The sequence below is a fragment of the Herminiimonas sp. Marseille-P9896 genome, from assembly GCF_903993245.1.
In the GTDB taxonomy this organism is placed as follows: Bacteria; Pseudomonadota; Gammaproteobacteria; order Burkholderiales; family Burkholderiaceae_D; genus Oxalicibacterium; species Oxalicibacterium contaminans.
Genome location: NZ_CAJEVT010000001.1, coordinates 878,785 through 902,624, shown reverse-complemented (window position 1 = coordinate 902,624; position 23,840 = coordinate 878,785). Strand labels below are relative to the sequence as shown.

Sequence of the window (23,840 nt, the reverse complement as noted above, 5' to 3'; positions counted from 1 at the left end):
GATGCAAAACCTGCCGCTTGCGCATCCCAAAGCGCATCGAAAAATGAGATGAAAAACTGCGCCACAGAATCGAATAAACCAGCCGCACTTTCCAACACTACGCTATACGTGGCTTGCAGCCTACAAATACAGAGGGGAACGCACAAAAAACACTTGCGTAGCAAGAAAAACCACACCACTATTGACGGTGCGTGAATTGGCGCAATTTCCCAACACAATGTGAAGGAGGTTTGAAGATGGCAACAGCCAAAAAACCAGCGGCCACTAAACCGGCCGCCAAGAAACCAGCTGCGAAAAAACCCGTAGCGAAAAAAGCAGCACCAGCAAAAAAAGCAGCGCCGGCAAAGAAAGCCGCTCCTGCTAAAAAAGTAGCCGCTAAAAAGCCAGCAGCGAAAAAAGTTGCAGCGAAAAAGCCAGCAGCCGCACGCAAGCCTAACGCCGCATTCATGAAACCAGTAACACCGTCCGCCGTTCTGGCCGCTGTTATCGGTGCATCGCCAGCTCCACGCACTGAAGTCACCAAAAAAGTGTGGGACTACATCAAGAAGTTCAAACTGCAAAACGAAGCTAACAAACGCATGATTGATGCGGATGAAAAGCTGAAAGCTGTCTTTGGCGGTAAAAAACAAGTGTCCATGTTTGAGATGACCAAACTCATCTCGGGTCACCTGAAATAATTTGCCTCTGTGCCAAACATAAACGCCCGCATCGCGCGGGCGTTTTTGTATCTGTACTCTGTTCTGCTTTACTTCCGTTCCGATCCGGTTTCTGCCACTACGTTCGTGATCGGTGCACGCTGATGCTCCCACTTCTTCCACGCCGCCAGCACAGCATTCGGATATTCAGGACGGCCGCGACTACCGTTATACCTGCCTAAAGCCAGATACAAATCACCACGCTCCATATCCAGATACATACGCAGGATGGAGCAGCCGAAGCGCAAATTGGTTTGCATATGGAACAGCTTGCTGCGATCACCATCGCCTATGACACGCGTCCAGAACGGCATCACCTGCATATAGCCATGGGCACCGACTGGTGATACCGCATATTTGCGAAACGCCGATTCCACCTGTATCAAACCCAGTACCAAAGCCGGATCCAGGCCAGCACGCCGCGCCTCATACCATGTCGTACGCAAGAACTCCAGGCGGACCTGACGATCCGGCAGCTTCTTGTACAGCCGATCCGACATCTCACCCAGCCAATGCAAATACTCGATGCGCTCATCGATACCGGCAAACTGCGGTATCGGCGGACGCGGATCTGTAATCGCGCGTGACAAGGCAATACGGACACCATCGGCCATCGCCTCTTCTTTTTGATTACCCGCGCTGGCGGCATTACTCAGCAGCGCGAACAACAAGGCACAAGCGAGTCCAGTGCCATATCTACGATAGCCATGCAACGAAGTATCAGGCGCAGCACATACGGGAGATACAACCTGATGACTACTCAAGTCCTGCCCTATCGCATACATGCTGGCCTGACGCATCGTAATGATTACTCAGCCAGTTTGGCTTGAACGAAAGCCAGCATTTCTTCCAGCGCAACCGGTGTCGCCGCGACATCACGACGGCCCTGGTATTCAAGCTTGCCTTCTTTCAGGCCGCGATCACCGATCACGATACGGTGCGGTACGCCTATCAGTTCCCAGTCAGCAAACATGGCCCCTGGGCGCTCACCGCGATCATCCAGAATCACGTCGACTCCGGCAGCTTGCAAAGCTTCATACAGCTTGTCGGTTTCAGCCTTGACACCTTCGCTGCGGTCGTAACCCATAGGGCACAGCACCACTTCAAATGGCGCCAGTGCAGTCGGCCAGATAATGCCCTTGTCGTCGAAATTCTGCTCGATCGCAGCACCCAGGATGCGGGTCACGCCGATGCCGTAGCAACCCATCTGGATCAGTTGTGGCTTGCCGTTTTCATCGAGGTAGGTCGCTTTCATCGATTCGGAATACGCGGTGCCGAGCTGGAATACGTGGCCGACTTCGATGCCGCGTTGTATCGCGAGCGCGCCTTTGCCGTCCGGCGATGGATCGCCTTCGACCACATTGCGGATATCGAAAACCTGCGCTTCCGGCAAATCGCGGCCCCAGTTCACCCCCGTAAAGTGGAAATCGACTTCATTCGCACCGCAGACGAAGTCATGCATGTTGGTGACCGTACGATCGACCACCACATTGACCGGTTTCTTGGTGTTGATCGGACCGAGGTAACCAGGTGGCGTTCCGAACCATTCAACGATTTCTGCCTCGCTGGCAAAGCGATAACCGGCGATGCCAGGGATTTTCGCGGCTTTGACTTCATTCAATTCGTGGTCACCGCGCAGCAACAGGAGCCAGACTTGCTTGCTGGTCACGCCTTTTTCTTCTTTTTCCACCGTCAACACGATGGACTTCACGGTTTGTGCCAACGGCAGGTTCAGCAAGGCAGCCACGTCTTCGCACTTGGCTTTGCCAGGTGTTGCGGTCTTGGTCAGGGCCTGGGTCGGCGCTGCACGTTCAGTGCCGAGTGGCAAGGCTTCAGCCGCTTCCATATTGGCGGCATAGTCAGAGTTCGGGCAGTAAACCAGGGCGTCTTCGCCGGTATCGGCAATCACGTGGAATTCGTGTGAACCGGAACCGCCGATCGCACCATTGTCGGCAGCCACCGCACGGAACTGCAGGCCGAAACGATTGAAGATTTTGACGTAGGCATCGAACATGATTTGATACGAACGCTTCAAACCGTCGACATCACGGTCAAAGGAATAGGCGTCCTTCATCGTGAATTCACGACCCCGCATCAGGCCAAAGCGTGGGCGACGCTCGTCACGGAACTTGGTCTGGATATGGTAAAAATTGATAGGCAACTGGCGATAGGACTTGATTTCCGTCCGTACCACGTCCGTAACCACTTCTTCCGAAGTCGGCTGGATCGCGAATTCACGGCCATGCCTGTCCTTGACGCGCATCAACTCTGCGCCCATTTTGTCCCAGCGGCCGGTTTCCTGCCACAGCTCGGCCGGTTGCACTAATGGCATCAGCAGCTCGATGGCATGGGCCTTATTCATTTCCTCACGGATAATCGCCTCGACCTTGCGGATCACGCGCAAACCCATGGGCATATAGGTATAAATACCTGAACCGATGCGCTTGATCATGCCGGCACGCATCATCAGCTTGTGGCTGACGATTTCTGCGTCGGAAGGAGCTTCTTTGAGAGTGGAAATGAAAAAACGGGATGCGCGCATGACGATGAATTCTTTTTAAAAAGAGAGAGGGTTATAATCAACTCAATTTTAAAGGATTAGCTGGCTGATGCACCCACTCTTCGTACAATTGATTGCTCTCTCCGTTGTTCGCGCGTCATTGCGCGGGACTACGGTATAAGGCCGTACAGGTGACGATGTTCGATTGAGGGTCCGTTAGCCGCAGAAAGTTTTGAGGTACAACATGCTGGACCGTGAAGGCTTTCGCCCTAACGTCGGCATCATTCTGATCAACACCAGGAATGAAGTGTGGTGGGGCAAGCGGGTGCGCGAGCATTCGTGGCAATTCCCACAGGGCGGCATTAAATTTGGCGAAACCCCTGAGCAGGCTATGTATCGCGAGCTGGAAGAAGAAGTCGGCTTGCGGGCGGAGCACGTCAAAATCATAGGTCGCACCCGCGACTGGCTGCGCTACGAGGTGCCGGATCATTTCATCAAGCGGGAAATCCGCGGTCATTACAAGGGCCAGAAGCAGATCTGGTTCCTGCTGCGCATGGTCGGACGTGATTGCGATGTCAATCTGCGCATGACCGAACATCCGGAGTTCGACGCCTGGCGCTGGCATGATTACTGGGTACCACTGGATGTGGTGATCGAATTCAAACGGGATGTTTACCAGCGTGCCTTGCAGGAATTATCACGTTTCCTGTCGCGCCCGACGCAACATGTACCGCCACAGCACAATACCGCACGCTACCTGCGCCAGACGCATGCATCGCGCAAACCTGACGAACCATCTACCGCAAAGACCAAACCTGACAATGAATAAGTCGTTCTTTTCCTTGCACGCATTGCCGCAAACCCTGCTGGTCCTGGCGCTGTTGGCAGCCACACAAATTTCCGTGGCGCAACAGTTGGAATACAACAAAGGGTTCGAAGAAGCCGAGGCAAAAAATTGGGAAGAACTTGAGGTGCCGCCACCTCCAGCACCCAAGACTGAAAACCTGCAACCTTTTTATGTAGGACCTACCGCTACCCAGACTTTTGCGATTGACACCAAGTCGCTGGCGATAGGCAAGGACGGCGTTATCCGTTACACGCTGGTTGCGGTCAGCCAGGGCGGTGCAAAAAACATCAGTTACGAAGGCATACGTTGCGCCACCTTCGAAAAGAAAATCTATGCATTGGGACGTGAAGACGGCACATGGGCGCCGTCACGCCGCAACCAGTGGGAAGTGATCGTACGCAGCAAGGTGAACCGCCAGCATGCGGCACTGGCGCAGGATTACTTTTGCAGCAATCTGACGATAGTCGGAGATGAAAAAGAGATGCTGAACCGCATGAAGTATCGCAAGACGCTCACAGACGAGCTGTTGCGGGAATAAAAAAACGGGCGCACTAGCGCCCGTTTTGCTTTATTGCAGGATCAATTACAGCAAGACCAGATTGTCCCGGTGGATCAATTCCGGCTCTTCGACAAAACCGAGTATGGCAGCGATGTCCGATGAAGGTTTGCGCATGATGCGACGTGCGTCCGAACTTGCATAATTGCTGATCCCGCGTGCCAGCGCACGTCCGTGCTGGTCAACACAAGTAATCACATCCCCGCGACCAAAACTGCCAGTCACGTCGGTGACACCAATAGGCAACAGTGATTTGCCATCAGCCGTTAACTTCTGTACCGCACCATCATCCAGCACCACTGCACCTACGGTTTGCAGGTGATCGGCCATCCATTGTTTGCGCGCCGTCAGTTGCGCGGTTTGAGCCGTCAGCTGGGTGCCGATGGCTTCGCCACCAGCCAGGCGTGTCAGGACATTATCTTCCCTCCCCCAGGCGATGACGGTATGTGCACCGGACAAGGCCGCACGTTTGGCCGCCAGGATTTTGGTCAGCATGCCGCCACGTCCGAGGCTGCTACCCGCACCGCCGGCCATTGCTTCCAGCGCCACATCACCGGCCTTGGCTTCATGGATGAAGACTGCATTCGGGTCTTTGCGTGGATCAGCGCTGAACAAGCCACGCTGATCGGTCAGGATGATCAGGGCGTCCGCTTCGATCAGGTTTGCAACCAGTGCACCCAGGGTATCGTTGTCGCCGAATTTGATTTCATCGGTGACCACGGTATCGTTTTCATTGATGATGGGAACGACGCCCAGGCGCAACAAGGTGAATAAGGTAGAACGCGCATTCAGGTAGCGCTCACGATCGGCCAGGTCGGCATGCGTTAGCAGGATCTGCGCGGTACGCACGTCATGCTGGCGGAAGCTGGTTTCGTAAATTTGCGCCAGGCCCATTTGTCCTACTGCGGCGCAAGCCTGCAATTCATGGATACCTACCGGTCGCTTGTCAAAACCCAGACGCTGCATGCCTTCGACGATGGCGCCAGAGCTGACCAATACCACTTCCTTACCCAGCGCACGCAAGTGTGCGATCTGTGCGGCCCATTTCTGTATTGCATTCGCATCCAGGCCCTGACCGTCATTGGTGACGAGGGAAGAACCGACTTTGATGATGACGCGTTTGGCTTCTTGAATGACGGAGTCCATGCTTAATAACCCGGCTCTGTTTTAGTTTTGAGGTACCTGAACGGTGAGGATGCCGGATTGCCGGGCTACGGCAATCCCTTACAACTTTAGTCGATGATCTTGAAGCGCGGATCATCCGGGTCGATAGAGTCAATACCACGCGCCTCTTCAACCATTTGCGGTGTTTCTTCAGTGCGTTGTTCTGCCTGGCGTTGCACAGCTATGTATTCGTAGATTTCATTCACGAGGTCGGAGCAACCATCACGTGTCAGCGCCGAAATCTCAAACACCGGACCTTTCCAGCCAAAGCGTTTGATGAAGTCCTTCACGCGTTTTTTGCGTTCGTCTTCCGGCACCATGTCCAGCTTGTTCAGCACCAGCCAGCGTGGTTTGTCGTACAGCGACTCATCGTATTTCTGCAATTCCTTGACGATGGCTTTCGCTTCCTTGACCGGATCGACATTGTCGAACGGCGCCAGGTCCACGATGTGCAAGAGCAGACGGGTACGTTGCAAGTGGCGCAGGAACTGGATACCCAGTCCGGCGCCATCAGATGCGCCTTCGATCAGACCTGGAATGTCGGCAATCACGAAACTCTTTTCATGACTGACACGCACCATGCCCAGGTTCGGATGCAGCGTAGTAAACGGATAATCTGCGATCTTCGGACGCGCGTTCGACACAGCGGTAATGAAGGTCGATTTACCTGCATTCGGCATACCGAGCAAACCGATGTCGGCGAGCACTTTCAGCTCCAGCCGCAGTTCACGTCGTTCACCTTCCTTGCCTTCGGATTTTTGCCGAGGGGCGCGGTTGGTCGATGATTTGAAATGGATATTGCCCCAGCCGCCTTCGCCGCCTTTGGCGATCAGGACTTCCTGCCCGTGCTCGGTCAGGTCGGCGATCAGCTCACCATCTTTGTTATCAATAATCAGGGTGCCGACTGGCATGCGCAATTTGATGTCGTCCGCGCCCTTGCCGTAGCAATCAGCACCGCGACCATTTTCGCCATTCTTGGCTTTGTGCATTTTGGCAAAACGGAAATCAACCAGCGTGTTGATATTGCGGTCTGCTACCGCATAGATGCTGCCGCCTTTTCCGCCGTCGCCGCCATCCGGACCACCAAACGGCCTGAATTTTTCACGACAAAAGGATGCGACGCCGTTGCCGCCATCACCGGCAATGACTTCGATTTTTGCTTCGTCGATAAACTTCATAATATTTGCCGTTATAAAACTAAAAAGGCTCTACCTGGGGCAGAGCCTTTCGATTGAAGGCTTTCGCCTTACCTTGCGCTTAAGTGAATTAAGCAGGTACTACAGTGACGTAATGGCGTTTCAACGCGCCTTTAGTAACAAATGCAACTTTGCCGTCGGTCAGTGCGAACAAGGTGTGATCCTTGCCGATACCGACGTTTTCGCCTGCGTGCATTTTGGTACCACGTTGGCGAACAATGATGCCGCCTGCGTTGATAGCTTGACCACCGTAGACTTTAACGCCCAGTCGTTTTGACTCTGAGTCACGACCATTTCGCGTAGTGCCGCCGCCTTTTTTATGTGCCATTTCTGACTCCTTGTATCTGGTTAGTCCGAGTCAGCGGCTTAGCCGTTGATCGAAACGATCTGCAATTCGGTGTAATTTTGGCGATGGCCTTGGTGTTTCTGGTAGTGCTTACGGCGACGCATCTTGAAAATCTTAACCTTGTCGTGACGACCATGGGAGACAACCGTAGCAAGGACCGTAGCACCAGCGACCAGCGGAGCACCAAACTTGATGGTTTCTCCAGCGCCCAATGCGAGCACCTGATCTAAGGTGATTTCGGATCCAATGTCTGCCGGTATCTGTTCTACTTTGAATTTTTCACCAGCGACAACTTTATATTGTTTGCCACCGGTTTTTATGACCGCGTACATGTGAAACCTCATCAAATGATTTAAGGACTTTTTCTCTTGAAACCGGCCAGAACTACGCAGACGGAATCGGGAAAACCTCCAATTATACATGGACTTAGGATCCCGGTCAAAGACTGTATTACTGTATTAAAAAGACAGCTTTCCAGGGCATCTATACCCTTGCTTCGTAGCGGGTAAGCAACGTTTCCCGCCCGGCTCGTCGTATAATTCCATAAATTAACGCTTATTAACGCTCATCAATCAGGCTCAACTTGGTTTCCGCTTCCGCACCCTCCGCTCAAAACCTGCTTATACAACCCATCGCAGCTGATTTGAATGCAGTCGATACTGTGATCCGCCAGAAGCTGCACTCTGAAGTAGCGCTGGTCAATCAGATCGCCGACTACATCATCAGCGCAGGTGGCAAGCGCATACGCCCGGTCCTGGTCCTGTTGATGGCCAATGCTTATGGCTACCGCGGCACCGACCATCATCAACTGGCTGCCGTGGTGGAATTTATCCATACGGCAACATTGCTGCATGATGACGTGGTCGATGAATCCTCGCTGCGCCGCGGCCGCAAGACCGCCAACGCCCTGTTTGGCAATGCTGCCTCGGTACTGGTAGGTGACTTCCTGTATTCGCGCGCATTCCAGATGATGGTCTCGGTCGGCGATATTCGCATCATGCAAATCCTGGCTGACGCAACCAATGTGATCGCTGAAGGCGAAGTGCTGCAGTTGCTAAATATGCATGATCCAGACGTCTCGGAAGAACGCTACACCCAAGTGATCCGCTCCAAAACGGCCAAGCTGTTTGAAGCCGCTGCCCAGCTCGGCACCCTGATCGCAGGCGCTTCCGATGATGAAATCGAAGCAGCTGCGGAATACGGTCGCTCGCTGGGCACCGCTTTCCAGTTAATCGACGACGTGCTCGACTACTCCGGCCAGGCCGACGATATAGGCAAAAACGTCGGTGATGACCTGCGCGAAGGCAAAGCCACGCTGCCACTGATCTATCTGATGGAGCATGGCACACCGGAACAACGTGAACTGGTACGCGGTTGCATCGAGAATGGCGACGAACAACATTTCGACGCTGTACTGCAGGCTGTAACCACTTCCGGTGCCCTCGACTACACCAAACGCAAGGCAGAAGAAGCATCTGCCCGCGCCACCGCATCCATCGCCGGTCTGCCGGACAATGCTTTCAAGGATGCCCTCCTCAAACTGAGCGCCTTCGCGGTCAACCGCAATCACTAATACGCTGGTGGTGCCATGTTCCACGCATGCGCACCACTATCGTAATCTCCCCGTCCTTATCGGCTGTAAACACTGTTAAATGCCGCTCCTTCAGCAGGCGCTCACAGCCGTTGCATTTTTATGCGCAAAAGTAACATTTCCCGCAGGATATCTTTACAAAACAGGTGCCTAGAGGCATTATCTAATGCACCTCTTGATGCTCCTGGCGTAAATAAATGGCTGCAGTCCTTCCTAGTTCGGCATCAACTAATGCAATGCCTGGCCTCGCCCGCGCACTCTTGCAAGCAGGGCGGCTGACGCAACAGCAAGCCGATACCATTTGTAAACAAGCCACCAACGAAAAAAGTCCGTTTATCGACATGTTGCTGAAAAGCGAAGTGATCGATTCCGGCAAACTCGCCGCCTTTTGCTCTGAAACCTTCGGCTATCCCTTACTGGATCTGGCGGCCTTTAATACCAGCCTGCTGCCCGAAAAAATCATCGATGCGAAGCTAATGCAAAGCCAGCACGTGATTGCACTGGGCAAACGCGGCAATAAAGTCTCGATAGCGATCTCGGATCCGACCAATTCGCAGGCGCTGGATCAAATCAAATTCCAGGCCCAGCTGGCGGTCGAACCCATCATCGTCGACCACCTGACACTGCTCAAGATCATAGAGAAGCTAGGCCAAAGTGCCGAGCAAGGCTTGAATGAACTGATAGGTGACGATCTCGACATCGACTTCATCGAGGAAGAGCTGGCGACCCCGGCAGAAGGCGGCACCGCTGATATCGATGACGCACCCATCGTCAAATTCCTGCAAAAAATCCTGGTTGATGCGATCAACCTGGGCGCATCCGATTTGCACTTCGAACCGTTTGAAAAGTTTTACCGCATCCGCTTCCGCGTCGATGGCGTCTTGCGCGATATCGCGCAGCCACCGCTGGCAATCAAGGAAAAACTGGCTTCACGCATCAAGGTCATCTCCAAACTCGACATTTCAGAAAAACGCGTGCCGCAAGACGGCCGCATGAAACTGGTGATGTCCAAGACGCGCTCCATCGACTTCCGCGTCAGCACCCTGCCTACCCTGTTTGGCGAAAAAATCGTCATGCGTATTCTCGACGGCACACAGGCGCAAATGGGGATCGAGGCACTGGGTTACGACCCGGATCAAAAGGAAACGCTGCTCAATGCTATCCAGCGCCCATACGGCATGGTGCTGGTCACCGGCCCGACGGGCTCCGGCAAAACCGTTTCGCTCTACACCTGCCTCAACATCCTGAACAAACCTGGCATCAATATCTCGACCGCGGAAGACCCGGCCGAGATCAACTTGCCAGGCGTGAATCAGGTCAACGTTAATGACCGCGCCGGACTAACCTTCCCGGTCGCGCTGAAAGCCTTCTTGCGACAGGATCCTGACATCATCATGGTCGGTGAGATCCGCGATCTGGAAACCGCCGATATCGCCATCAAGGCGGCGCAAACCGGACACATGGTGTTTTCCACGCTGCATACCAATGACGCACCAGCAACACTGACGCGCCTGATGAATATGGGCGTCGCACCGTTCAACATCGCATCGTCCGTGATCCTGATTACTGCGCAACGCCTGGCGCGCCGACTTTGCTCCTGCAAGCAAACCACAGTGATACCGGATGAGGCATTGCTGGAAGCAGGTTTTAGCGAAGATGATCTGGACGGTACCTGGTTGCCATACAAACCGGTCGGTTGCGAACGCTGCAGCGGCAGTGGTTACAAAGGTCGGGTCGGCATCTATCAAATCATGCCGATCAGCGAGGAAATCGAAGCCATCATCCTGAATCACGGCACCTCGATGGAAATCGAAGCGCAAGCCAAAAAAGATGGCGTACGTAACCTGCGTGAATCTGGCCTGGTAAAAGTCAAACTGGGATTGACCAGCCTGGAAGAAGTTCTCGGCTGCACCAACGAATAATAAAGAGGTCTATGCATGGCAACATCCGCACGTAAGGTCGGAAGCGCAACACTACCCAAGGAGTCCGTATTCGCTTGGGAAGGCAAGGACAAATCCGGCAAGATCGTGCGCGGCGAATTACGGGCCGGCGGCGAATCCGTAGTCAGCGCAACGCTGCGTCGTCAGGGCGTGCTGGTCACCAAGGTCAAAAAGAAAACCTATCGCAGCGGCAAGAAGGTCTCCGAAAAAGACATAACCTTATTCACCCGCCAGCTGGCCACCATGATGAAAGCCGGTGTGCCGCTGCTGCAATCCTTTGATATCGTCGCCAAGGGCAATGACAACCCGTCCGTATCGAAGCTGGTCCAGGACATACGCTCCGATGTCGAAACCGGTACCAGCCTGAACCAGGCTTTCCGCAAATTCCCGCTCTACTTCGATCCGCTGTTTTGCAATCTGGTCGGCGCCGGTGAGCAAGCCGGTATCCTGGAAGATCTGCTGACCCGACTCGCGATCTACAAGGAAAAAACCCTGGCCATCAAGGGCAAGATCAAGTCCGCGATGTTTTATCCGGTATCGATCCTGGCCGTCGCTTTCATCGTGACCGCCGTCATTATGATCTGGGTGGTTCCAGCCTTTAAGGAAGTATTCAAAAGCTTTGGTGCCGACCTTCCGGCACCGACGCTAATGGTGATGGCCATGTCTGATTTCATGGTAGCCAACTGGTACATCATCTTCGGCCTGCTATTTGGCGGTCTCTACCTGTTCTTCCAGTCGTGGAAACGCTCGCTGAAAATGCAGCGCTCGATGGACAAGCTACTGCTGAAATTACCCATCTTCGGTGCCGTCATACGCAAAGCCACCATCGCACGCTGGACCCGCACCCTGGCGACCATGTTTGCTGCTGGCGTACCGCTGGTCGAATCGCTGGACTCGGTAGGTGGCGCATCTGGTAACGCCGTTTATCTGGACGCCACCAAGCGCATACAAACCGAAGTAAGCACTGGTGTCAGCCTGACGGTCGCAATGCAAAACTCGGATGTGTTCCCGAACATGGTGACGCAGATGGTTTCCATCGGTGAGGAATCCGGCTCCCTCGACAATATGCTGGGCAAGGTCGCGGACTTCTACGAAGACGAAGTCGATGAAGCTGTCTCATCACTCTCCAGCCTGATGGAACCGCTGATTATGGTCATACTGGGCGTGCTGATTGGTGGTCTGGTGATCGCCATGTACCTGCCTATTTTCAAACTGGGTTCCGTAGTCTGATGATGGATTTACTTTGGTCTGCCCCTGCGGGCAGCGTATTACCTGCCGTTGTCGCAGGCGTATTTGGCTTATTGATAGGTAGCTTCCTGAACGTGGTGATTCACCGCATCCCGAAAATGATGCAACGTGAATCGGATAACTACGTCGCCAGCGAAAGCGGTCAGCCGCTGCCGCACGAAGATCGTTACAACCTGGTCGTGCCACGCTCCGCCTGTCCGCAATGCGGCCACCAAATCACCGCACTGCAAAACATCCCCGTCGTCAGCTACCTCGCGCTAGGTGGTAAATGCAAGGCCTGCAAAACCCCGATCTCGGTACGTTATCCGATCATCGAACTGTTGAGCGGCGTGCTGTCCGCCTTCCTGATCTGGCACTTCGGCAGTGGCTTGCTCGGACTCAGTACCCTGCTCTTCACTTACTTGCTGATTGCCTTGACCTTCATCGATGCCGACACGCAACTGCTGCCGGATGACCTGACCCTGTCGCTGCTGTGGCTGGGCTTGCTACTGAATCTGAATGCCACCTTCGTGCCGCTGCATGAAGCAGTCATAGGCGCGGCGGCGGGTTACCTCACCCTGTGGTCGATTTACTGGCTATTCAAGCTGCTGACCGGCAAGGAAGGCATGGGCTATGGCGACTTCAAACTGCTGGCCGCACTCGGTGCCTGGCTGGGCTGGAAGATGCTGCCTGTCATCATCCTGCTGTCGTCATTGGTCGGCGCCGTAGTCGGCATCGCCCTCATCGTGTTGGCCAAGCGCGGACGCGACATCCCGATTCCGTTTGGCCCCTATCTCGCTGCGGCCGGTATGATAGCCCTGGTATATGGCAAATCACTGGCCGAAACTTATCTGGGCTTCTACTACTAGGCAGCATGGACGAACTGGGCACATTCAAACGCTTTTCCGTAGGCCTGACCGGTGGCATAGGCAGCGGTAAAAGCACGGTGGCCGATCTGTTTGCCGAACAAGGCGCGGCGGTCGTCGACACCGACCTGATAGCGCATCAACTGACTGCCGTTGACGGCATCGCGATCCCGGCTATCCGCGCTACCTTCGGCGCGGAGCTCATCCTGCCCGATGGCTCTATGGACAGGACGGCGATGCGCGAGCGCGTATTTGCCGAGCCGCATGAAAAGAAGCGCCTGGAAGCCATCCTGATTCCGTTAATACGCCTATCCACCCGTGAGGCAGCGGAGCAAGCCGAAGGAGCGTATCTGCTCTTCGTAGTGCCCTTGCTGGTCGAGTCCGGCCTCTGGCAACAGCGGGTATCACGCGTACTGACTGTCGACTGTTCGGAAGAAGTACAGATACGCCGGGTGATGCAACGCAATAACTTAAGTGAGCAGCAAGTGCGTGCCATCATGGCGAATCAGGCCAGCCGCAGCGCACGGCTGGAAGCAGCCGATGACGTCATCAGCAACGAAGGCGATAGCGCAGCGCTATTACCCCAGGTCCTGGAGTTGCACCAGCTATATCTGAAACTGGCATCAGCCCAGTGAACGTTAGCGCAGCGACGCTGTCTATAGCTGCAATCCGGCACCGGAATCCGGTACTAAAATCAGAACAAAAGCAGTGCCCGTTTTAATGAATGCCAAACAAAATCGTTGCATCATTTGTATTTTGTCGCGGCTTCGTTCAGAATCACAACATTAGCTCGTATTGCCCGGTTTTAACTTTTAAGGGATGCCACTTTGATTGTCTACGAATACCCTTTCAACGAGCGTATTCGCACGTTGTTGCGGCTAGAAGACCTATACGAGAAATTCGCTTTCTTTATCGGTCAGGATCATCCGCAGCATCACCACGTTGCCCTTGCCACCATGTTCGAAATGCTGGAGGTGGCTGGTCGCGCCGACCTCAAATCCGACTTGCTGCAAGAGCTGGAACGTCAAAAGCAAACCCTGCTTGGTTTTAAATCCAATCCGAACGTCGAAGCAGAAATGCTGGACGCCATCCTGTTTGACCTGGATCGCATCAGTGCCGCATTGATCGCATCCCAAGGCAAGACCGGTCAGCACATCCGTGAAAACGAATGGCTGATGAGCATACGTGGCCGTACCATCATCCCGGGCGGTGCCTGCGAATTCGATTTACCGTCGTATTACGCGTGGCAGCATGATTCGGCAGAACAGCGCCTGGCCGATATCCATAAATGGTTCACCCCGCTGGCCCCACTGTTCGATGCCATCGGCATGGTCTTGCGCCTGCTGCGTGAATCTGGTCGTCCGGTCAAAATGATTGCGCAAACCGGCAGCTACCAACAAATGCTGCAAGGCAAGGCTTATCAAATGCTGCGTCTAAATATTGATGAAGCGCTGGGTGCGATTCCCGAGATCTCCGCCAACAAATACATGCTGTGGATACGCTTTACTTCACAGGATGGCGACATGAAGCCAAAAGCCTTTGAAGGCGATGTGCCTTTTGAATTGAGCTTGTGCAGCTTCTGAGTAGAGAATAATGGTTACAACAGTCAATTGCCCGACATGCGGCACCAAAGTGGAATGGACCGAGCTGAGCAAGTTTCGCCCGTTCTGCTCCAACCGCTGCAAACAGATAGACCTCGGTGCCTGGGCTGAAGAGAAGTATGTGATTCCGGTCGTCAATCCGCTGGATGACCTGGAAGACGATATCCCGCCACCACCGCAACCCTGAAGTCTGGTTTTAAGCAGACGCCGCCGGATAGCGCAACTTATCCAGCCATTCAATCAAGGGGATGGTCGCCGGCAACAAAGGCTCCACCCCGACACTCCCCTGCCATGCAAAAGCCTGATTCTCCAGGCTCTGCGGTTCGCCACGCCACTCCTGGCTGATGTAGAAATGCAGCCGTACATGCGCATGCGGATAAACATGTTCGACGCCACACCACGGCTCCGCTGACAACACTTCGACACCCAGCTCTTCGACAAACTCGCGCTTCAGTGCATCTATGATGGCTTCGCCGGATTCGACTTTACCACCCGGGAATTCCCAGTAACCGGCATAGGGCTTGCCATCCGGCCGTTGGCCGAGCAGGACATCACCATTCGGCTTCATGAGGATGCCTACAGCGACATCGATGGGTGCGCATTTGGTTTCAGACATGAGGAAGACTTGAAGGGAGCTAGGCAGGTGCCCGGACTGACCAGGCACCCGTAGTGGATTACTTGCGCATTTTTCCGGCGTGGTCCTTGGCGAATTGCCAGGCCACACGACCAGAACGTGAACCACGCTGCAAGGCCCATTGCAAAGCCTCGGTGCGTGCTTCTTCTATCTGTTGCTCGTTGCAACCGAAATGTTTGAGCCAGTGCGCGACGATATCCAGATAGTCATCCTGACGGAATGGATAAAAAGTCACCCACAGACCGAAACGTTCGGACAGCGAGATTTTCTCTTCCACGGTTTCGCCCGGATGCAGGTCACCGTTATCGTCAGTCTTGTAACCGGCGTTGTCCGACATGCGCTCCGGCAGCAAGTGCCGACGATTCGAGGTCGCGTAAATCAGGACATTGTCGGACTGCGCGGAAATGCTGCCATCCAGCGCCACCTTCAATGCCTTATATCCGCCTTCACCCTCTTCAAACGACAAATCGTCGCAAAAGATAATGAAGCGTTCGGGACGGCCAGAAACCAGATCCACGATATCAGCCAGGTCGCCCAGATCATCCTTGTCGACTTCGATCAGGCGCAAACCCTGGTCGGCAAACTGGTTCAGACAAGCCTTGATCAGTGAAGACTTGCCGGTACCGCGTGCGCCCGTCAACAAGACATTGTTAGCCGGCACACCTTCCACAAACTGGCGGGTGTTTTGTTCTATCTGCTGCTTTTGCGGCCCGATGTTATGCAAGTCATCCAGAGCGATAGGCGACAAATGCGCGACCGGCTGCAGATAGCCGCGCGCGTTGCCGCTGGATTTACGCCAGCGGAAAGCGATCCCTGCATTCCAGTCCGGTGTCGGCACCGCCGGTGGCAGGAAGGATTCGAGGCGTTCGAGCAAGGCTTCCGCCCGCGTTAAAAACTGTTCTAGTTGAGTCATCGTAATCGAGCGTATTAATTATTCAAAAGCGAATCAGGAACGGTAATCCGCGTTGATCGTTACATATTCATGCGACAAATCGCAGGTCCAGATGGTGGCGTCTGCCTTGCCGCGACCTAGTTTTACGCGCACTGTAATTTCGCTTTGCTTCATCACGCGCTGTCCGTCTGCTTCCTGATAGTCAGGATTACGGCCACCGTTCTTCGCGACCCAGACATCGTCCAGGTACAGGTTCAAGGTAGTCACATCGAGATCATCGACACCGGCATAACCTATCGCCGCCAGGATACGGCCGAGGTTAGGATCGGAGGCAAAGAAAGCGGTTTTAACCAATGGTGAATGCGCGATCGAGTAGGCGATCTTGCGGCATTCTTCAACGCTCTTGCCTTCTTCTACCGTGACGGTGATGAACTTGGTCGCACCTTCACCATCACGTACGATCATTTGCGCCAGCTCTTGCGACAAGCCCAGCACTGCAGCTGCCAGTGCCTGGTATTCAGGGGTGTCGATAGCATGCACTTCAACACCGGAAGCACCGGTTGCGATCACGATGAAGGAATCATTAGTTGAGGTATCGCCGTCGATGGTGATGCAGTTGAACGAGCGATTCGCCACTTCCTTGGTCAGATGATCGAGTACCGGTTGTGCAACTTTCGCATCCATCGCCATGAAGCCCAGCATGGTCGCCATGTTCGGCTTGATCATGCCTGCGCCTTTGCTGATACCGGTCAGGGTGATGGTCTGGCCATTGATGCTGACCTGACGCGAAGCTGCTTTCGGCTGCGTGTCGGTAGTCATGATGGACAAGGCAGCGTTGTACCAGTTATCCGACTTCAGGTTGGCGATCGCTTGTGGCAAACCGGCTTTCAGTTTGTCGATAGGCAGCGGCTCCAGGATCACACCGGTCGAGAACGGCAGGATTTGCGACGCATCGCAGCCCAGCAGACCTGCGAGTGCGCTACAGGTTTCTTTTGCGTCCGCCAGGCCGGTTTCGCCGGTGCCTGCGTTGGCATTGCCTGTATTGATCACGAGTGCGCGTATAGGCGCGCTGGCTTGCAGCTTGCCCAGGTGTTCTTTACAGACTTGTACCGGTGCTGCGCAAAAACGGTTTTGCGTAAACACACCCGCCACGGTTGCGGTCGGTGCCAGCTTCATGACCAGCACGTCCTTGCGATTGGCTTTTCGTATGCCTGCTTCGGCATGGCCGAGTTCGATACCGGCTACAGCGGTCAGATTTTCAGGAATCGGGAGAGGAAGATTAACGGCCATCGCAAGTTTTCTATATCAGAGGGTTAATAAGACAGACTACCAAAGCGGACTACAGATCAGATCAATATTGTAATCGCTAGCGGGCATATGCATCTATCAGCCCCGCAGGCGGACTACCAAAGCAAAAGGGCGGGATAAGCCCGCCCTTCCGGTTTCAACGCATCAGGTCGCGATTAAGCGAGGCGACCATGGCATTGCTTGTACTTCTTGCCGCTACCGCACGGGCATGGATCGTTGCGACCAACCTTAGGCAAGGCATTCACCTGGGTCTGGTTCGCCTCGCTCGCCGCTGCGGTCGGTGCCAGCAATTCTTCCGGCGCTGCATCAGCGTCGAAGTCAGCGTGCTGGTAGTGCACGTTTTCCACATGCGATTGCGACAATTGCTCTTCCGCCGCATCAATTTCTTCACGCGACTGGATGCGCACTGTCATCACGATCTTGACGACTTCATCCTTGATCAGGTTCAGCATCTGGCCAAACAATTCAAATGCTTCACGCTTGTATTCCTGCTTAGGATTCTTCTGCGCGTAACCACGCAGATGGATACCCTGGCGCAGATGATCCAGCGCCGCCAGATGTTCACGCCAGTGCGAATCAACTGCCTGCAACATCACGCTGCGTTCGAAACCGGCAAATGCTTCCTTGCCGACGATTTCAATTTTTTGTGCATAGATGTCGTCGGTGAATTTCAGCAGACGTTCCAGCATGTCTTCGTCAGTGATATTCGGCTCGGCTTCCAGTACTTTAGCCAGCGAGAAATCGACTTTCCACTCATCGCGCAACGCTGCGTCGAGTGCTGCCAGATCCCATTGCTCTTCCATCGATTGTTCTGGCACATAAGTGCGGAACAAGTCGGTGAATACGCCCTGGCGCAAGGAAGTGATCATCTCGGAAACGTCGGTGGTTTCGAGCAATTCATTACGCTGCTGGTAAATCACTTTACGCTGGTCGTTGGCAACGTCATCGTACTCGAGCAATTGCTTACGAATATCGAAGTTACGTGCCTCCACCTTGCGCTGTGCCGATTCAATCGAACGCGACACGATACCTGCTTCAATCGGTTCGCCTTCCGGCATTTTCAGACGATCCATGATCGCGCGTACACGGTCACCAGCGAAGATACGCAGCAAAGCGTCATCCAGCGACAGATAGAAGCGCGAGGAACCCGGATCACCCTGACGACCGGAGCGACCACGCAACTGGTTATCGACGCGACGGGATTCGTGACGCTCGGTACCGATGATGTGCAAGCCACCTGCGTTCACGACGTGATCGTGCAAGGACTGCCATTCGTCACGCAAGGTTTGCGCTTGCGCCGCTTTATCCGCATCGCTCAAGGCATCATTGGCTTCAATGATCTGTACTTGCTTGCCAACGTTACCGCCGAGGACGATATCGGTACCGCGACCCGCCATATTGGTAGCGATAGTGATGGCTTTCGGACGACCTGCCTGCGCAATGATTTCCGCTTCGCGTGCATGCTGTTTCGCATTCAGCACATTATGCGGTAACTTGGCTTTGGTCAGGATGCCGGACAACAGTTCGGAATTTTCAATCGAAGTCGTACCGACCAGGACTGGCTGGCCACGCTCGTAGCAATCCTGAATGTCCTTCAGCATCGCGCCGTATTTTTCTTCCGACGATTTGTAAACCTGATCCTGGCGATCCTTGCGTTGGCTAGGACGATTCGGCGGGATGACGACGGTTTCCAGTTTGTAGATTTCCTGGAACTCGTAGGCTTCGGTGTCCGCTGTACCGGTCATGCCGGACAGCTTGGTGTACATACGGAAGTAATTCTGGAATGTGATCGAAGCCAGGGTCTGGTTTTCGTTCTGGATCTTGACGTGTTCCTTCGCTTCCACCGCCTGGTGCAAGCCTTCGGACCAACGACGACCAGTCATCAGACGACCGGTGAATTCATCAACGATCACTACTTCACCGTTCTGCACCACATAGTGCTGATCCTTGTGATACAGCGTGTGTGCGCGCAAGGCAGCGTACAAGTGGTGGATCAGGGTGATATTGGCAGCGTCGTACAGCGATGCACCTTCCGGCAGCAAGCCCATACGGGTCAGGATTTGTTCGGCTTTTTCGTGACCGGCTTCGGTCAACAGGACCTGATGGGATTTTTCATCCTTGGTGTAGTCGCCCGGCACTTCAATCTTGCCTTTGCCATCCGGTGTTTCTTCACCGATTTGCAAGGACAGCAGCGGCGGCACTTCATTGATTTTGTGATACAGGTCAGTGTGGTTTTCAGCCTGACCGGAAATGATCAACGGGGTACGCGCTTCGTCGATCAGGATGGAGTCAACTTCATCGACAATCGCGTAATGCAGGCCACGCTGGACGCGATCGCCCGTATCGTAGACCATGTTGTCGCGCAGATAATCAAAGCCGAATTCGTTGTTGGTACCGTAGGTGATGTCGGAGTTGTACGCAGTTTGCTTGGCTTCGTGATCGATTTGCGACAGGTTGATACCAGTCGTCAGGCCGAGCCAGCCGTACAGGGTGCTCATCCATTCAGCATCGCGCTGGGCCAGGTAATCATTGACCGTCACCACGTGCACGCCTTTGCCAGCCAGTGCATTCAGGTAGGCTGGCAGCGTTGCCATCAGGGTCTTACCTTCACCCGTACCCATTTCGGCGATTTTCCCGTAGTGCAGCGCCATGCCGCCTATCAGTTGCACGTCGAAGTGGCGCATCTTGAGAATACGCTTGCTAGCCTCACGGCAGACAGCAAAGGCTTCCGGCAGGAGCTTGTCGATGTCTTCGCCCTTGGCGAGACGCTCCTTGAATTCCGGGGTCTTGCCCTTCAGGGCCTCGTCGGATAATTGTTCCAGCGCCGGTTCAAGAGCATTGATTTCACGAACGGTCTTCTGGTATTGCTTAAGTAAGCGCTGATTGCGGCTACCGAAAATCTGAGTCAGTAATGACATGCTTGGATTCTAAAAAAGGCGCCTTGAAACAACCGGATGCAGCAAGCTATGGCCTGACCTGCATCGAATTGGGCTTGGGCTAAATGGTGGATTTTATCATGTCGTTTCCGGCATATTGGGCTTATCAGTCCGGAAACAATAGCTTTTGCAATGGCTTTTGCAACTAGCAGTGCCAGATCTGACCCGTCATAGCGACTTTTGTTCGCCCAGCGCCTGAATACCCTTAGCTCGCGCTCGGGTATAAAACGTCATTTCGCGGCCAGTCGCGCCTGGTTTGCACCTGCCAACAGGAATTTATGCGGGTCCTGCGCCACACCCTTGACCCGCACTTCGAAGTGCAGATGCGGGCCAGTCGAACGGCCGGTGGTACCGATATCGGCAATATGCTGGCCACGTCGCACGATGTCGCCGACCTGCATCAACAGGCGCGAAGTATGCGCATAACGGGTAATCATGTCATTGCCATGGTCGATTTCCATCATATTCCCGTATTGCGGATGGAATTCAGCCACTGTCACCACACCGCCAGCAGCCGCCACGATAGGCGTACCGATAGGCGCAGCAAAATCTATCCCCTCATGCATCGCGCTGCGACCCGAGAACGGATCAAGGCGACGGCCAAAGGTCGAAGCGTTGTAGCTGACGTTAACCGGCTGGATGGTAGGCAGTAGCTTGGATTTGATCTTGTCGCTCATCAGCGTCGACTCGACCACATTCATATAGTCGGCACGACGCTCGACGTCGTGCGCCATCGCATCAAGTAGCGCCTTGAATTCGGACATGGTGAGATCACGGCTGCTGGTACCGTCCATCGGCTCTATGCCACCACGACCAGGCATCTCGCGGAAATTGAATTCGGTTGGTTTGACACCGGCCAGACCTTGCACCCGTTCGCCCAACGCATCAAGACGCATCAGTTGCGCCTGCATCTCACCGAGGCGGCGCGCCATCAGCGCCAGGTTCTCTTTGAGGAATTTGTCTTTATTAGCCTCTTCGCCACTGGAACCGCCACTCACCAGTTCGCGCACCGGCGACGGCATGCTGGAGGCATTGCTGAATACGAGGTAGGACAGGAAGGATGCGCCGAGGATAACTGCCACGACAAAACTGACGAACAAGGCCAGCAAATGCCGGCGCGTCAGCGTGACTGACTTGGCATGGGTAAAACGAGGGTGCAACAAAATAATCTGCATCGCGACTCCCTAGGCTCGCCGCTTCAAGACGAGGTGTGATAAGGTTCCATGACGATGCGACCATCCTCATTTATCCCATTCAAACAAAGCACTCCCACGCAAAAACCTGCGAAGGGTGCTGCGGAATTCTTGCGTTCGCACGACAAGCTTGCGGCACTGTTACCGGCAGTCCAACGCATGGCGTCGCTACAGAACGATTGTGCTGCAGCGTTACCGGCCATGTTTGCGCACTGTGCGGTGTTGCAGTTTGAGGCGAACCAGCTGGTTTTGTCTACGCCCAATGCAGCATTGGCGGCGCGACTGAAACAACAATTACCAAAATTACAAGATGAATTGCAGCAGCGGGGTTGGCAGGTTAACGCAATACGCCTCAAAGTGCAAGTTGCCAAAACCCTTATAAAATCAACAGCTTCCAGACAATTGGAACTGCCCCGACAAGCGATTTCCGCGTTTGCAGAGTTGGAAGAAGCGCTGGAAGACAGTCCGCGCAACCAGGCATTAAAAGCGGCGCTGGAATCGATGATGCAACATCATCACAGCAAAAAAGCAAAAGCAGGAATTTGATGGAAAGCTGATTATTTGACGCCCGACGGCAGCGCTGGCATCAAATAATCAATAGGAAGACGACCTGTCTGATCAGGTCAGCGCCCATTCAAGGCTGGCTTGACGGGCATAATCGGTAGGTGCGGTTTCGACTTTTTCAAACGTGACGATTTCATACGCATCCGGCTGTTCCAGCAACGCCCTTACCAGCAGGTTGTTCAGCATATGACCGGATTTATGAGCGTTATAGCTGGCGATCAGCGGATGCCCCACCAGATATAAATCACCAATCGCATCCAGTATCTTGTGCCGCACGAACTCATTGTCGTAGCGTAAACCATCGGTATTGAGGATGCGATATTCATCCATCACGATCGCATTTTCCAGCGAGCCGCCGCGTATCAGGCCCATGCCACGCAAGGTTTCCATATCCTGCATGAAACCAAAGGTACGCGCACGTGCGACATCCTTTACGTATGACTCAAAGCTGAAATCGATTTCTGCAGTCTGGCCGGTGCCGTCGACTGCCGGATGATTGAACTGGATAAAGAACTTGAGCTTGAAGCCTTCATATGGCTCCAGTCGTGCCCAGATTTCACGATCACCACTGCCCTGGCGCACTTCCACCGTTTTCTTGATACGGATGAATTTCTTCGGCGCGTCCTGCTCCTGCAAACCGGCTTGCTGCAGCAGGAAGACAAAGGAAGAGGCCGAACCATCCATGATGGGCACTTCTTCAGCGGTCAGGTCGACATACAGATTGTCGATACCCAGGCCGGCGCAGGCCGACATCAGGTGCTCAACCGTGGAAACCTTGGCATCACCTTTTTGCAGTGTCGATGCCATACGCGTATCGCCGACGATGGTCGCCTGCGCAGGCAATTCGACCACTGGGTCGAGGTCGACACGACGAAATACGATACCGGCATCGATCGGTGCCGGATGCATGGTCAGTTCTACCTTGGTGCCGGAATGCAGACCGACGCCAACGGACTTGACCACTTGTTTGATGGTGCGTTGTTTTAACATGCTGTGATTATAGCAACCTAAGCCGCAAATCACCCGACACTGTTACGCCTGCTGACATCTAAAACAACAGCCAGGCGGCGCTCTCCGCCAACTGCAGGCATAAAAAACGGCGCACCAGGCGCCGTTCTTTATATTTTCCTGCGGAAACAGGAACTTAGATTTGTGCCAGCAGTTTTTCTGCTGTCGATACTTCCAGGTGACCGCTGTCTTCAACGTTCAATTGTTTGACGACGCCGTCTTCAACCAGCATCGAGTAACGTTGCGAACGCACACCCAGGCCGCCCTTGGTCAGATCGAATTCCAGACCCAGTGCCTTGGTGAAAGTACCGCTGCCGTCAGCGATGAAACGTACTTTGCCAGCTGCTTTTTGTTCACGGCCCCATGCGCCCATAACGAACGGATCGTTAACCGAGATGCACCAGATTTCGTCAACGCCTTTGGCTTTGAACTGGTCAGCTGCCTGGATGTAGCCAGGAGCGTGTTGTTCGGAGCAGGTTGGGGTAAATGCACCAGGAACCGCGAAAATTGCGATTTTTTTGCCTTTGGTTGCTTCGTGCACCATGACTTTGCTTGGGCCAACGGAGCAGCCTTCAGTTGCTACATCGACGTATTCTGCGAGCCGCGCTTCTGGCAGCTGATCACCAACTTTGATTGTCATTGCGAATTCCTTTGAATAGTTTTACCGGCATAGCCGACTAGAAAACGCCGCGCACGTGGCGCGGCGTAGAAACCGAAGTATGCCTTGTTCCGTTCAATTTTGCAGGTAGTTTGACAATAAATCGTCAAGCTACCCG

General features: G+C 54.1%; 24 protein-coding genes. 11 read left to right on the top strand and 13 right to left on the bottom strand.

What is annotated here, in order from left to right:
- Nucleotides 1–236 precede the first annotated feature (236 nt).
- The gene (locus H7U06_RS04435; protein WP_124574534.1) at nucleotides 237–677 is read left to right on the top strand and encodes an SWIB/MDM2 domain-containing protein; all 441 of its coding nucleotides are present in this window, start codon (nucleotides 237–239) and stop codon (nucleotides 675–677) included.
- 68 nt (nucleotides 678–745) lie between these two features.
- Here the strand turns inward: H7U06_RS04435 and H7U06_RS04430 are convergent, their stop codons facing one another.
- Together H7U06_RS04430 and H7U06_RS04425 are read right to left on the bottom strand one after the other, a co-directional pair.
- Nucleotides 746–1,495: a lytic transglycosylase domain-containing protein gene (locus H7U06_RS04430; protein ID WP_230089334.1), complete on the bottom strand. Its 750-nt coding sequence runs from the start codon at nucleotides 1,493–1,495 to the stop codon at nucleotides 746–748.
- Nucleotides 1,496–1,503: 8 nt separating this feature from the next.
- Nucleotides 1,504–3,237, bottom strand: coding sequence for a proline--tRNA ligase (locus H7U06_RS04425; RefSeq protein ID WP_175624954.1), 1,734 nt, complete (start codon nucleotides 3,235–3,237; stop codon nucleotides 1,504–1,506).
- A 202-nt stretch (nucleotides 3,238–3,439) separates the two neighbouring features.
- Between H7U06_RS04425 and H7U06_RS04420 the strand changes: the two genes are divergently transcribed.
- The gene (locus H7U06_RS04420) at nucleotides 3,440–4,024 is read left to right on the top strand and encodes an RNA pyrophosphohydrolase (protein ID WP_124574532.1); all 585 of its coding nucleotides are present in this window, start codon (nucleotides 3,440–3,442) and stop codon (nucleotides 4,022–4,024) included.
- Entirely contained in the window at nucleotides 4,017–4,580 is a 564-nt protein-coding gene (locus tag H7U06_RS04415; RefSeq protein ID WP_175624953.1) for a CNP1-like family protein, read from the top strand. Before H7U06_RS04420 ends, H7U06_RS04415 begins: the two co-directional genes overlap by 8 nt.
- A 45-nt stretch (nucleotides 4,581–4,625) precedes the next feature.
- Here H7U06_RS04415 and proB read toward each other — a convergent pair whose 3' ends face one another.
- The 4 genes from proB to rplU all read right to left on the bottom strand — a co-directional run bounded on the left by proB (nucleotide 4,626) and on the right by rplU (nucleotide 7,636).
- Nucleotides 4,626–5,744, bottom strand: coding sequence for a glutamate 5-kinase (gene proB, locus H7U06_RS04410; RefSeq protein ID WP_175624952.1), 1,119 nt, complete (start codon nucleotides 5,742–5,744; stop codon nucleotides 4,626–4,628).
- Between the two features lie 86 nt (nucleotides 5,745–5,830).
- Entirely contained in the window at nucleotides 5,831–6,940 is a 1,110-nt protein-coding gene (gene cgtA, locus H7U06_RS04405; protein WP_175624951.1) for an Obg family GTPase CgtA, read from the bottom strand.
- 88 nt (nucleotides 6,941–7,028) lie between these two features.
- Entirely contained in the window at nucleotides 7,029–7,286 is a 258-nt protein-coding gene (gene rpmA / locus H7U06_RS04400) for a 50S ribosomal protein L27 (RefSeq protein ID WP_124574528.1), read from the bottom strand.
- 38 nt (nucleotides 7,287–7,324) lie between these two features.
- Complete coding sequence (gene rplU / locus H7U06_RS04395) at nucleotides 7,325–7,636, bottom strand: 50S ribosomal protein L21 (RefSeq protein ID WP_012080843.1); 312 nt, start codon at nucleotides 7,634–7,636, stop codon at nucleotides 7,325–7,327.
- Nucleotides 7,637–7,926: 290 nt separating this feature from the next.
- On the opposite strand from rplU, the gene ispB reads away from it, so the two are divergent.
- The 7 genes from ispB to yacG all read left to right on the top strand — a co-directional run bounded on the left by ispB (nucleotide 7,927) and on the right by yacG (nucleotide 14,716).
- The gene (gene ispB / locus H7U06_RS04390; RefSeq protein WP_326838353.1) at nucleotides 7,927–8,877 is read left to right on the top strand and encodes an octaprenyl diphosphate synthase; all 951 of its coding nucleotides are present in this window, start codon (nucleotides 7,927–7,929) and stop codon (nucleotides 8,875–8,877) included.
- 215 nt (nucleotides 8,878–9,092) lie between these two features.
- The gene (gene pilB, locus H7U06_RS04385) at nucleotides 9,093–10,817 is read left to right on the top strand and encodes a type IV-A pilus assembly ATPase PilB (protein WP_175624949.1); all 1,725 of its coding nucleotides are present in this window, start codon (nucleotides 9,093–9,095) and stop codon (nucleotides 10,815–10,817) included.
- Between the two features lie 15 nt (nucleotides 10,818–10,832).
- Complete coding sequence (locus H7U06_RS04380; RefSeq protein ID WP_175624948.1) at nucleotides 10,833–12,065, top strand: type II secretion system F family protein; 1,233 nt, start codon at nucleotides 10,833–10,835, stop codon at nucleotides 12,063–12,065.
- 2 nt (nucleotides 12,066–12,067) lie between these two features.
- Nucleotides 12,068–12,931: an A24 family peptidase gene (locus H7U06_RS04375; protein WP_175625212.1), complete on the top strand. Its 864-nt coding sequence runs from the start codon at nucleotides 12,068–12,070 to the stop codon at nucleotides 12,929–12,931.
- A 5-nt stretch (nucleotides 12,932–12,936) separates the two neighbouring features.
- Nucleotides 12,937–13,563: a dephospho-CoA kinase gene (coaE, locus tag H7U06_RS04370; protein WP_175624947.1), complete on the top strand. Its 627-nt coding sequence runs from the start codon at nucleotides 12,937–12,939 to the stop codon at nucleotides 13,561–13,563.
- Between the two features lie 192 nt (nucleotides 13,564–13,755).
- Nucleotides 13,756–14,511: a cell division protein ZapD gene (zapD, locus tag H7U06_RS04365; protein ID WP_012080849.1), complete on the top strand. Its 756-nt coding sequence runs from the start codon at nucleotides 13,756–13,758 to the stop codon at nucleotides 14,509–14,511.
- Nucleotides 14,512–14,521: 10 nt separating this feature from the next.
- The gene (gene yacG, locus H7U06_RS04360) at nucleotides 14,522–14,716 is read left to right on the top strand and encodes a DNA gyrase inhibitor YacG (protein WP_175624946.1); all 195 of its coding nucleotides are present in this window, start codon (nucleotides 14,522–14,524) and stop codon (nucleotides 14,714–14,716) included.
- A gap of 9 nt (nucleotides 14,717–14,725) precedes the next feature.
- Here the strand turns inward: yacG and H7U06_RS04355 are convergent, their stop codons facing one another.
- The 5 genes from H7U06_RS04355 to H7U06_RS04335 form a co-directional block, all read right to left on the bottom strand.
- Nucleotides 14,726–15,145, bottom strand: a complete 420-nt coding sequence (locus tag H7U06_RS04355; protein WP_175624945.1) for an NUDIX domain-containing protein — start codon at nucleotides 15,143–15,145, stop codon at nucleotides 14,726–14,728.
- A gap of 58 nt (nucleotides 15,146–15,203) precedes the next feature.
- The gene (locus H7U06_RS04350; protein WP_175624944.1) at nucleotides 15,204–16,076 is read right to left on the bottom strand and encodes an ATP-binding protein; all 873 of its coding nucleotides are present in this window, start codon (nucleotides 16,074–16,076) and stop codon (nucleotides 15,204–15,206) included.
- Between the two features lie 33 nt (nucleotides 16,077–16,109).
- Nucleotides 16,110–17,345 (bottom strand): bifunctional glutamate N-acetyltransferase/amino-acid acetyltransferase ArgJ, encoded by a 1,236-nt coding sequence (gene argJ / locus H7U06_RS04345; RefSeq protein WP_175624943.1) that lies wholly within the window; start codon nucleotides 17,343–17,345, stop codon nucleotides 16,110–16,112.
- Nucleotides 17,346–17,518: 173 nt separating this feature from the next.
- A complete protein-coding gene (gene secA / locus H7U06_RS04340; protein ID WP_175624942.1) occupies nucleotides 17,519–20,281 on the bottom strand; it encodes a preprotein translocase subunit SecA in 2,763 nt (920 codons plus the stop codon).
- A 248-nt stretch (nucleotides 20,282–20,529) separates the two neighbouring features.
- Nucleotides 20,530–21,474, bottom strand: a complete 945-nt coding sequence (locus tag H7U06_RS04335; RefSeq protein ID WP_175624941.1) for a M23 family metallopeptidase — start codon at nucleotides 21,472–21,474, stop codon at nucleotides 20,530–20,532.
- 48 nt (nucleotides 21,475–21,522) lie between these two features.
- Between H7U06_RS04335 and H7U06_RS04330 the strand changes: the two genes are divergently transcribed.
- The gene (locus tag H7U06_RS04330) at nucleotides 21,523–22,038 is read left to right on the top strand and encodes a DciA family protein (protein ID WP_175624940.1); all 516 of its coding nucleotides are present in this window, start codon (nucleotides 21,523–21,525) and stop codon (nucleotides 22,036–22,038) included.
- Nucleotides 22,039–22,110: 72 nt separating this feature from the next.
- Here the strand turns inward: H7U06_RS04330 and lpxC are convergent, their stop codons facing one another.
- Both lpxC and H7U06_RS04320 read right to left on the bottom strand, forming a co-directional pair.
- Nucleotides 22,111–23,046: a UDP-3-O-acyl-N-acetylglucosamine deacetylase gene (gene lpxC, locus H7U06_RS04325; RefSeq protein ID WP_175624939.1), complete on the bottom strand. Its 936-nt coding sequence runs from the start codon at nucleotides 23,044–23,046 to the stop codon at nucleotides 22,111–22,113.
- Between the two features lie 154 nt (nucleotides 23,047–23,200).
- Complete coding sequence (locus H7U06_RS04320) at nucleotides 23,201–23,704, bottom strand: peroxiredoxin (RefSeq protein WP_175624938.1); 504 nt, start codon at nucleotides 23,702–23,704, stop codon at nucleotides 23,201–23,203.
- Between the last annotated feature and the right edge of the window lie 136 nt (nucleotides 23,705–23,840).

What these genes read in the sequence shown, in the direction of transcription:
- H7U06_RS04435 (WP_124574534.1), top strand. Translation starts at nt 237, where the DNA reads ATGGCAACAGCCAAAAAACCAGCGGCCACTAAACCGGCCGCCAAGAAA.
- H7U06_RS04430 (WP_230089334.1), bottom strand. Translation starts at nt 1,495, where the DNA reads ATGCGTCAGGCCAGCATGTATGCGATAGGGCAGGACTTGAGTAGTCAT.
- H7U06_RS04425 (WP_175624954.1), bottom strand. Translation starts at nt 3,237, where the DNA reads ATGCGCGCATCCCGTTTTTTCATTTCCACTCTCAAAGAAGCTCCTTCC.
- H7U06_RS04420 (WP_124574532.1), top strand. Translation starts at nt 3,440, where the DNA reads ATGCTGGACCGTGAAGGCTTTCGCCCTAACGTCGGCATCATTCTGATC.
- H7U06_RS04415 (WP_175624953.1), top strand. Translation starts at nt 4,017, where the DNA reads ATGAATAAGTCGTTCTTTTCCTTGCACGCATTGCCGCAAACCCTGCTG.
- proB (WP_175624952.1), bottom strand. Translation starts at nt 5,744, where the DNA reads ATGGACTCCGTCATTCAAGAAGCCAAACGCGTCATCATCAAAGTCGGT.
- cgtA (WP_175624951.1), bottom strand. Translation starts at nt 6,940, where the DNA reads ATGAAGTTTATCGACGAAGCAAAAATCGAAGTCATTGCCGGTGATGGC.
- rpmA (WP_124574528.1), bottom strand. Translation starts at nt 7,286, where the DNA reads ATGGCACATAAAAAAGGCGGCGGCACTACGCGAAATGGTCGTGACTCA.
- rplU (WP_012080843.1), bottom strand. Translation starts at nt 7,636, where the DNA reads ATGTACGCGGTCATAAAAACCGGTGGCAAACAATATAAAGTTGTCGCT.
- pilB (WP_175624949.1), top strand. Translation starts at nt 9,093, where the DNA reads ATGGCTGCAGTCCTTCCTAGTTCGGCATCAACTAATGCAATGCCTGGC.
- H7U06_RS04380 (WP_175624948.1), top strand. Translation starts at nt 10,833, where the DNA reads ATGGCAACATCCGCACGTAAGGTCGGAAGCGCAACACTACCCAAGGAG.
- H7U06_RS04375 (WP_175625212.1), top strand. Translation starts at nt 12,068, where the DNA reads ATGGATTTACTTTGGTCTGCCCCTGCGGGCAGCGTATTACCTGCCGTT.
- coaE (WP_175624947.1), top strand. Translation starts at nt 12,937, where the DNA reads ATGGACGAACTGGGCACATTCAAACGCTTTTCCGTAGGCCTGACCGGT.
- yacG (WP_175624946.1), top strand. Translation starts at nt 14,522, where the DNA reads ATGGTTACAACAGTCAATTGCCCGACATGCGGCACCAAAGTGGAATGG.
- H7U06_RS04355 (WP_175624945.1), bottom strand. Translation starts at nt 15,145, where the DNA reads ATGTCTGAAACCAAATGCGCACCCATCGATGTCGCTGTAGGCATCCTC.
- H7U06_RS04350 (WP_175624944.1), bottom strand. Translation starts at nt 16,076, where the DNA reads ATGACTCAACTAGAACAGTTTTTAACGCGGGCGGAAGCCTTGCTCGAA.
- argJ (WP_175624943.1), bottom strand. Translation starts at nt 17,345, where the DNA reads ATGGCCGTTAATCTTCCTCTCCCGATTCCTGAAAATCTGACCGCTGTA.
- secA (WP_175624942.1), bottom strand. Translation starts at nt 20,281, where the DNA reads ATGTCATTACTGACTCAGATTTTCGGTAGCCGCAATCAGCGCTTACTT.
- H7U06_RS04335 (WP_175624941.1), bottom strand. Translation starts at nt 21,474, where the DNA reads ATGCAGATTATTTTGTTGCACCCTCGTTTTACCCATGCCAAGTCAGTC.
- H7U06_RS04330 (WP_175624940.1), top strand. Translation starts at nt 21,523, where the DNA reads ATGACGATGCGACCATCCTCATTTATCCCATTCAAACAAAGCACTCCC.
- lpxC (WP_175624939.1), bottom strand. Translation starts at nt 23,046, where the DNA reads ATGTTAAAACAACGCACCATCAAACAAGTGGTCAAGTCCGTTGGCGTC.
- H7U06_RS04320 (WP_175624938.1), bottom strand. Translation starts at nt 23,704, where the DNA reads ATGACAATCAAAGTTGGTGATCAGCTGCCAGAAGCGCGGCTCGCAGAA.